The organism is Bradyrhizobium sp. (assembly GCF_035701725.1).
GTDB lineage: Bacteria > Pseudomonadota > Alphaproteobacteria > Rhizobiales > Xanthobacteraceae > Bradyrhizobium.
The window spans coordinates 1-8,569 of sequence record NZ_DASSRP010000047.1; the positions used below are offsets into that span (position 1 = coordinate 1).

The 8,569-nt window shown below is 63.7% G+C and carries 8 protein-coding genes; 2 read left to right on the forward strand and 6 right to left on the reverse strand.

What is annotated here, in order from left to right; all coding sequences use genetic code 11:
- From VFL62_RS02460 to chpT, 5 genes are all read right to left on the reverse strand, one after another.
- Positions 1 to 1,104 (reverse strand): chemotaxis response regulator protein-glutamate methylesterase (locus tag VFL62_RS02460; protein ID WP_325170794.1); only part of this gene is annotated, 1,104 nt, incomplete at its 3' end.
- Positions 1,105 to 1,197: 93 nt separating this feature from the next.
- Positions 1,198 to 1,563: a response regulator gene (locus VFL62_RS02465; protein WP_072820222.1), complete on the reverse strand. Its 366-nt coding sequence runs from the start codon at positions 1,561 to 1,563 to the stop codon at positions 1,198 to 1,200.
- Between the two features lie 58 nt (positions 1,564 to 1,621).
- Entirely contained in the window at positions 1,622 to 2,092 is a 471-nt protein-coding gene (locus VFL62_RS02470; protein ID WP_325170795.1) for a chemotaxis protein CheW, read from the reverse strand.
- 19 nt (positions 2,093 to 2,111) lie between these two features.
- Positions 2,112 to 4,886 carry a hybrid sensor histidine kinase/response regulator gene (locus VFL62_RS02475; protein ID WP_325170796.1) on the reverse strand — a complete coding sequence of 925 codons (2,775 nt, stop codon included), beginning with the start codon at positions 4,884 to 4,886 and terminating at the stop codon, positions 2,112 to 2,114.
- A gap of 263 nt (positions 4,887 to 5,149) precedes the next feature.
- On the reverse strand, positions 5,150 to 5,791 hold the full coding sequence (gene chpT, locus VFL62_RS02480; protein WP_325170797.1) for a histidine phosphotransferase ChpT: 642 nt from the start codon (positions 5,789 to 5,791) through the stop codon (positions 5,150 to 5,152).
- A 380-nt stretch (positions 5,792 to 6,171) separates the two neighbouring features.
- Between chpT and VFL62_RS02485 the strand changes: the two genes are divergently transcribed.
- Positions 6,172 to 7,020 carry a 3'(2'),5'-bisphosphate nucleotidase CysQ gene (locus tag VFL62_RS02485; RefSeq protein ID WP_325170798.1) on the forward strand — a complete coding sequence of 283 codons (849 nt, stop codon included), beginning with the start codon at positions 6,172 to 6,174 and terminating at the stop codon, positions 7,018 to 7,020.
- A 147-nt stretch (positions 7,021 to 7,167) separates the two neighbouring features.
- On the opposite strand, the gene VFL62_RS02490 is transcribed toward VFL62_RS02485, so the two are convergent.
- Positions 7,168 to 7,698 carry a YHS domain-containing (seleno)protein gene (locus VFL62_RS02490; protein WP_325170799.1) on the reverse strand — a complete coding sequence of 177 codons (531 nt, stop codon included), beginning with the start codon at positions 7,696 to 7,698 and terminating at the stop codon, positions 7,168 to 7,170.
- Between the two features lie 112 nt (positions 7,699 to 7,810).
- Between VFL62_RS02490 and VFL62_RS02495 the strand changes: the two genes are divergently transcribed.
- The gene (locus VFL62_RS02495) at positions 7,811 to 8,419 is read left to right on the forward strand and encodes a DUF1134 domain-containing protein (protein ID WP_325170800.1); all 609 of its coding nucleotides are present in this window, start codon (positions 7,811 to 7,813) and stop codon (positions 8,417 to 8,419) included.
- Positions 8,420 to 8,569 lie beyond the last annotated feature (150 nt).

An 8,569-nucleotide genomic window follows, 5' to 3' on the forward strand; every position in this document is an offset into this window, starting at 1 on the left:
ATTGAGTGGCAGCACGGCCGCGCAGATGCCCGCGTTGGCGGCTGCCCCCGGCATGCCCCACACCACGCTTGTCGCTTCATCCTGGGCAATCACGCTGCCGCCCGCGGCAACGATGTCCTTGCCGCCGCGCATGCCGTCCGATCCCATTCCGGTGAGGATCAGCGCCAGAATGGAGCCCTGCCAGACATCTGTCGCCGATGAGAACAATGGATCGACCGCCGGTTTGCAGAAATTGATCGGCGCGCCGTCGTCGAGCGCAATCACCGCGCCCGTGGCCTGACGCGTCACGCGCATGTGGCGGCCGCCCGGGGCGAGATAAATATGACCCGGCTTGATGGCTTCGCCATCAATAGCTTCATGCGCGGGCCGATGACTGGCGCGCGCCAGGTGTTCGGCCAGGATCGTCGTGAATGTCGGCGGCATGTGCTGGGTGATGAGCACCGGGAAACGGTCGATCACCGGCCCGATATCGGCGACGACGTTCATCAGCGCCTGCGGTCCGCCGGTGGAGGAGCCGATCAGGAGCACTTTGGGATTTTGGGTCGAAAAGTTGCGCCGCACCAGCGGGGCGGCCGGCGCGTGCGCCGTTGCGGCGCGCAGCCCGCGATCGGCCGCCGGCGCAAGCGACGACGCACTGGCCGAACCGCGGCGCACCTTGGCGCCGAGATGGCGGATCTTTTGCACCAGATCGTGACGGAAGGTTTCCGCAGCCGAAGACTCACGGGTACTTTCCGGCTTCGGGATATAGTCCGAGGCGCCCAGCGACAGCGCCTTGAAGCTGATCTCCGCGTTGCGGCGGGTCAGCGTCGAAGCCATGATGACGATCAGGTTGCGTTTTTTGGCAAGCAGCTTCGGCAGCGCCGAAATGCCATCGAGCTCCGGCATTTCGATGTCCAGGATGGCGATATCCGGATTGATCCGCTCAACCTGGTTGACGGCCTCCAGGCCGGTCCGCAGCGCCGCCGCGACGACGATGTCGGGCTCGGAGCCGAGCCAGCGGGATATCATGCCCCGGATGACGACGGAATCATCCACCAGCATGACCCGCAGCGGCTCTTGCTGCACGGGACTCGAAGCCGAAGGACTAGTCAACGCAACACTCATACTTAACCAACCGAACTCAACTCACGGGCCACGAAGCGAACAAACGCTTTATGGTGTCACCGGCGTCCGCGAGGCACCGGATGACGCTTTGGATCAGATCAGGCCGACTTCCTGGAATTTCGCCGTCACGATGTCCTTGTCGAACGGCTTCATGATGTACTCGTTGGCGCCGGCGTGAAGTGCGCGGGCGATATGAGCCACATCGTTTTCCGTGGTGCAGAACACCACTTTCGGCTGGTCGCCGCCCGGCATGCGGCGCAGATTGCCGAGGAATTCGTAGCCATCCATGACGGGCATGTTCCAGTCCAGCAGAATGGCTTCCGGCAATCCGCGCTTGCAGACCTCAAGCGCCTTCTCGCCGTCTTCGGCTTCGACAATCTGGAAATCCAGGCCTTCCAGAATGCGCCTTGCAACCTTTCGGATGACGCTCGAATCATCCACGACCAGACATGTTTTCATTGTTGTTGCCTTCGCTCTTAAAACCCAGGTTGGTACTTCAGCTACGCGTTCATCAGTTTCAAGCGGCCATCATCTCAGGCGAAATCTCGAGCACCCGTTCGACATCCAGCACGACCATCAATTGTCCGTCGAGGCGGTGCACACCGCCGGCAAGCTTGGCCATGCGGGGATCGAGGTTGACCGGATTTTCTTCGCGGCTTTCATCGGGAAGTCTCAAGACTTCGCCGATCTGGTCGATCAAGAGGCCATAGGATTCGCCGCGCAAGTCGACGCCGACCGCCATCGGCGGCTTGCCGTCGTCGTTCTTCGGCATCCCGAGACGGGCGCGCATGTCGATCACGGTGACGATACGGCCGCGTAGATTGAGAACGCCGGCGATCTCGCGCGAGGCCAGGGGGACGCGGGTCACACGCTCCGGCATGAACACGTCCTGCACCCGCGAAATCGGCAGGCCGAACAACTGGCCTCCAATCATGGCGGTGACATATTCTGCGACGGCGCCTTCGACGGCTTCGGTTTTGCTGCTCATGCTCTAATTCCTATGCCACTCATGCCGCCTGCCGGCTCGCTTCGGCGGTCTGTTCCTTCAGCGCCGCGATCAATCCGGGACGATCGAACTTCGCAACGTAATCGTGGAATCCGGCCTGACGTCCGCGCTCGATCGCCGCCGGCGAGACCAGCGAGGACAGCGCGATGATCGGCATCGTCGCGAGATGCGCGTCGGCACGGATCGTCTCGGCGAACTCGAAGCCGTTCATGTCGGGCATTTCGATGTCGGTCAGCACCGCGTCGAAGCTCTGGCCCGAACGGAGCGCAGCCAGTCCTTCCTGCGCGTTCGGGGCGGTGCGGACCTTGTAGCCCGCGGCTTTCAGCACCGGCGCAAGCATGTTGCGGAAGAAGGCGCTGTCATCGACCAGAAGCACCGATTGCGCGCTGAGCGAGGGCCGCATCTCCTTGCGAGAGAACCAGTCGGCGAATGCCATCGGCAGGAAATGTCCGACGTCGATGACTTCGGTCGCCTGGCCCTTGATGACCGCGGAGCCGAGAATGCCGTCGCTGGAGCCGGCCACCTCGATGTTGAGGCGCTCCTCGACAATGTCGATGATTTCGTCGACCACGAGACCCATCGAGCGGCCGTCGTCGGCAAAGACCAGTATCGGCTGCGAGCCGGAACTGCGGATATCGACGCCGTTCATCTGCACCAGCGGCATCAATTGGTCGCGGTATTGCACCATCGAGCGACCGTTGGAGAGCTCGATCTTGTCGGCCGCGATCTCTTCCAGTCGCGTGACGAGGCCAAGCGGCACCGCCTTGGGCTGATTCGAACCGGCGCGGAACACCAGCAACGAGGTAAGTTGCTCGGCACTGGCGGCGCGATGCGCGGCGTTTTCATCGGCGATCTCGTGGGCGGCGTTACCGGCTGCGCCCAGCGCCTTCGCAATACCGTTGGGATCGATGATCATGATCACGGCGCCATCGCCCAGAATGGTATTGCCGGAGAACATGTCGATGTGACGCAACTTGGTCGACATCGGCTTGACCACGATTTCCTCGGTGTGGAACACCCCGTCCACCACGATTCCGAAGGTCTGGCTGCCGACCTGGGTCACGACGATGAAGCCGTTTTCCGGATCGGAGGAAGATCCGTCGTCGATCTTGAGCAGCTTCTTCAGGTGCATCAGCGGCAGCAGCTTGTTGCGCAAGCGCAGGACCGCGGTGTCCTTGATGCGCTCGATGCGGTGCTCGGAATTGGCGCGCGCGCGCACCAGTTCAACCACCGAAAGCTGCGGGATCGCGAAGCGGTCGCCGCCGGCTTCGACGATCAGCGCCGAGACGATCGCAAGCGTCAGCGGAATCTTGATGGTGACCGAAGAGCCCTCGCCGGCGACCGACTTGATGTCGATAGTGCCGCCGATCTGATCGATGTTGGTGCGGACGACGTCCATGCCGACGCCGCGGCCGGAGACGCTGGTGACCGCTGCCGCGGTCGAGAAGCCCGGCGCAAAGATGAACTTGTGGATCTGCGCTTCGGTCATCTTCTCCAGCTCGGCCTCGCTAACGAGACCATTCTGGAGGGCCTTTGCCTTGATGCGATCGGTGTTGAGACCGCGGCCGTTGTCGGCGATGCAGATGATGATGTGACCGCCTTCGTGATAGGCGGACAGGCGGATGGTGCCGGTCTCCGGCTTGCCTGCGGCGGCACGCTCGGCCGGCGTCTCGAGCCCATGATCGGCCGAATTGCGCACCATGTGCGTCAGCGGATCCTTGATCAGGTCCAGCACCTGGCGGTCCAGTTCGGTGTCGGCGCCGTGCATCTCGAGTTCGATCTGCTTGTGCAATTCGCTCGAGAGATCGCGGACGATACGCGGCAGCTTCTGCCACGCGTTGCCGATCGGCTGCATGCGCGTCTTCATGACGCCTTCCTGCAGCTCGGCGGTGACGTTCGACAGCCGCTGCAACGGTACCTTGAACTCGGTGTCCTCATGGCGGCGCGAGATTTCGAGCAGCTGGTTGCGCGTCAGCACGAGTTCGGACACCATCGTCATCAGGTGCTCGAGCGTGTCGACGTTGACGCGGATCGACTGGTTGGCGACGCGATCGGCTTCGCCGGCGTCAACCTCGACTGCTGTCTTGGCTTTCTTGGCCGGCGACTTCGACGCCTTTTCGGCCGCGGCGGCGGGCGGGGCTTCGGGTTTCGGAGCCGGAGCTTTGGCTTCGGCCTTTACCGCAGGCTTTGCCGCCGGCGCAGGCGCCACAATTTCTGTCTCGGTCTCGCGGAAGGCGCGCTCAAGCTCGTCGAGCGAGACTTCGCCCGGCCGCAACTCGCGTTCCAGCACTTGATACGTCAATGAGCCTTCGGTGCTCTGTGCTTTTTCTATTGCCGGCGCTGCGGCTGGCGCGAGCGGCGGCGATGCTGTCTCAGCGGGGGCGGCTTCCATGGCCGCCATACCGCGCTCGACCATCTGATGAAGCTGGACGATCAGATCCTGATCATTGCCCTCGGGCTCGGCTTCGGTCGCTTCGAGCCCGCCGAGGATTTCCTTGATGCGGTCGATGCTGCTCAGGATCAGCGTCACGGCTTCGGCCGTGACCGGCATGCCGTCGCGGAATTTGCCCATCAGCGTTTCGCCGGCATGGGCCAGCGCTTCGAGCCGCGGCAGGCCAAGGAAACCGCAGGTTCCCTTGATGGTGTGTACCAGGCGGAAGATATTGTCCAAAATCTTCGCGTTGTTCGGCTCCTGCTCGAACCGCACCAACTGATTATCGACGGTGTCCAGGCTTTCGCTGGTCTCCGTCAAAAACTCTCTCAAAAGATCGTCCATGAAATCTGGCCTTCACACACGCGCGCGGAGGACGCGCTTTTCCGAGTGTGGCCAGCTTCTATGCAAACCGTTTAAGTTTGGTTGAGTAAACGGAAAAGAACGGGCTCAACAAAGAGATAAGCCGTCCCCGTAAAATACCGGTGTGGATACGATTGCTTAACCTTTGCGGCACGGCCGAACAGCGCGCCGCCGGCGGATCGGAGGCCGCCAGGGCCAAAAGCCCCGCCTTTTCAATCGCGAATGCACGGGTCCAGCGCCGCGCGTTACGCTGCGGTCACCACCACCGCCTCGCCCTCGACCGTGAGGCCGACGCTCAGCCCACAGGCCTGGGCCAGCAGGCGGGTATAATAAGGCTGCACCGAATGGGCGTCGGTTGCGGCGATCTGTCCCGAGCCGAGAATGTTGGCGATATTCTGCGGCAGGCGCGCATTGAGCCCGTTCGCCGTGACGCGGAAACTCATCGCCTCGCCTTCGCCGATCGCATCGACCGTAAGCGTGCCGCCGCGCGGGATGGTGTGCTGGGCGATCACCATCATGTTGAGCAGCAACTTGACGCGGTTCTTCGGCAATAGCAGGCGCGGCAGGTTCCAGGCGATCGTGGTCTTGCCATCCTCGATATGGCCGCGCGCCATCGCCTGGGCATCGCCGAGGTCGATCTGGGCCCCGGCGCTCCCGGCGGCGCCGAACGCCAGACGGCAGAACTGCAACCGGGCCGAAGCCGTCTTCGCGCTCTTACGAATCAGATCGAGGGCGAAGTCGCGGTCTTCGGGCTTGGGATTGTCGTCCAGCACCTCAAGGCCATTGACGATCGCGCCGACCGGGCTGATGAGATCGTGGCAAACCCGCGAACACAGCAGTGCCGCCAGTTCGAGGGCATCGGGAGCGGGACCGGGGGCACCAGACATGGGCGTTCCTGAAAATCGGAGCTGATATCGACGTCAGCGCCGTGCGAGGCGAATCACGGCAAGCTGAGTTGACGGCTTGATACACTGGCAGGCCATGGCCTGCCAACACGAGGAGGGGCGCGGAACGGCCGCGCATCCCCACACTTGTGGCCACACCCTTTGCAAGCCGTGCGCCACCAGTGCCCACTTTCCGAAGTTCGTGTTACATCTCAGCGTGCACCTTTCCACGAACTTCGGAAAGTTAGGGCACTGGCAAATCATGATTGTGGTGCCGCTCTTCTATTTGACGTTCCTGGATCGCGTTCGCCGCTTGTACCGCAGGAACCTCAAATTGGCGGCACTCGGTGCGACCATTGGCTCGCAGGAGAGTTAGGCTTTTGATGGGCCCGCCAACGAACAAGCCCCTTTCCCACCCTTCGATCGACCAGAGCGCCGCGGCGCGCCTGATGGCGCCGCTGACCGCGCTCGTCGCCCGGGCCGGGGCCGCGATCCTGAAGGTCGATCGCGACCGGATGCAGGTTGACGGCAAGAGCGACGGCTCGCCGGTGACCGAGGCCGACCTCGCCGCCGACCGCATCATCGCCGAAGGACTTAAGCAGCTCGCGCCCGGGATTCCCGCGCTTTCGGAAGAGCGCGCGCGGCCGCAGGGCGGCTGCCCGGACGCCTTCTTCCTGATCGATCCGCTCGACGGCACCAAGGAGTTCGTCGCGGGCCGCGACGAGTTCACCGTCAACCTCGCGCTGCTGGTTGCGGGAACGCCACTGCTGGGCATCGTCGGCGCACCGGCGCTCGGGCTGATCTGGCGCGGGCTGGCCGGACAAGGAGAAGGCCGCATCGCCGAACGGCTGGCGATCGGGCCAGGCGACGAAGTGGGACCGCCGCAGCCGATTCACACCCGCCGTTTTCCACCGCCTGGGCAGGCTTGGGTAGCGGCCGTGAGCCGCTCGCATGGCGATGCGGCGTCCGAGGCCTTCATCGACGCACGGCCGGGCGCGGTCCGCGTCCGGCTCGGCTCGGCCGTAAAACTGGCCAAGGTCGCCGAGGGCGAGGTCGACATCTATCCGCGGCTGGCGCCGACCAGCGAATGGGACATTGCGGCGGGCCATGCCATCGTTACCGCGGCCGGCGGCAAGGTCACGGACGCCAGCGGGCGTGCGTTGCGCTTCGGCGAGCGCGGCGATTTCATCGTGCCGGCGTTTGTCGCCTGGGGCGATCCGACGGCAAGTTGAGCCGGGTCGCACTATCTGAGACATCATCGCCCGGCTTGACCGGGCGATCCAGTACGCCGCGCCTTCTCAATCGAGGACGATGTCTCTGGAATACTGGATTCCCCGCCTTCGCGGGAAATGACAGTTGGTGGCTGAGGAGAAGCAAGCCTATTGCGCGAGCTGTTCCTCGAGCGCCGGCCAACGCTGCGTCGCCTCTTTCAGATAGGGTGCGGGATCGGCGGCAAACGCATCGCGGGTGTCTTCGCGCCCGAACAGATAAAGCCGTTGGCCCGTGACCAGCCAAAACCGCGGATTTCCCGCCACCGTGACCCCCCGCGCCAGGTCGACGGGATCATAGCCGCCGAACTGGGGCGCGTAGATTTCCGGGTGCGCGGCAAAGGAGTCGCGATTGCCCTCGTTGCGGAAGCGCCAGACCGCCCCGCCCTGCGCGGCCTCATAGGCCGGCAGACCTAGTTCCGGCCGGCCGTCGATGAAATAGGCCAGGGGGTCGTAGCCCTCGATCGCCAGCCCGCTATAGCGGTTGGTCACCACGCGCTCGGTCGTCGCCGCCCTCGCCGCCGTTCCCGCCGCCATGAATCCGCCAAGTCCCGCCAGCAGGGCGAGCGCAATCAAGGCTATTCGGGGCCGAAAATGCGGTTTGGTCGCGATGTCGTTGGCTTCCTGCCGTTCTGGCGTCATAGTTGAACCTGATAACATCCGAGTCGGGGGGATAAGCCGGTTCAGCCTAAATTCATGCTGGTCAGCATTGAGTTAAAGCCGTCGCCGGATCCGACTATCTAGGGGAACTTCGATGAAATTCGCCATCCGCCTTGCTGCGATGATGTTCATCGCGCTGATGTGCTGGGCTGCGCCCGTGTCCGCGCAGCAGGCGGCGCCACCGCCGGACCTGCCGCCACCGCAGCGCCAGCCGGGCCCGAATTATTACGGGCCGGACGAACTGGTCGGCGCCGGCCACAAATTTTTCGGCAACGTCTCGCGCGGGCTCGCCTCGGTGATCGAACGCGCGGTCAGCCAATGGGGCCTGCCGAACGGCTACATCCTGGGCGAAGAAGGCTCGGGCGCCTTCGTTGCTGGACTGCGCTACGGCGAAGGCACACTCTACACCAAGAACGCCGGCGATCTCAGAGTGTACTGGCAGGGTCCGTCGGTCGGCTTCGACTGGGGCGGCGACGGCGCGCGCACCATGACGCTGGTCTACAATCTGCCTGCCACCAGCGCGATCTATCAGCGCTTCGCCGGCATCGACGGTTCCGCCTATATCATCGGTGGCTTCGGCATGACGGCGCTGACCGCCAACAACATCGTGCTGGTGCCGATCCGCTCGGGCCTCGGCCTGCGGCTCGGCGCCAATATCGGCTATCTGAAATATACGCCGCGCGCGACCTGGAATCCCTTCTGATCGCCTCGCCCAAATAAAGGGCGGTTTCCCGTTCGGAACACGTCGAAGCGCGCGACCGCCAACAGTAACGACGCCTGGAGACCCGGGTTTGTGGGGACTGGCTTTCTCCCCACGCGCCGTGGCATTGTTAGTTAACAAAGTGTGTAGTTG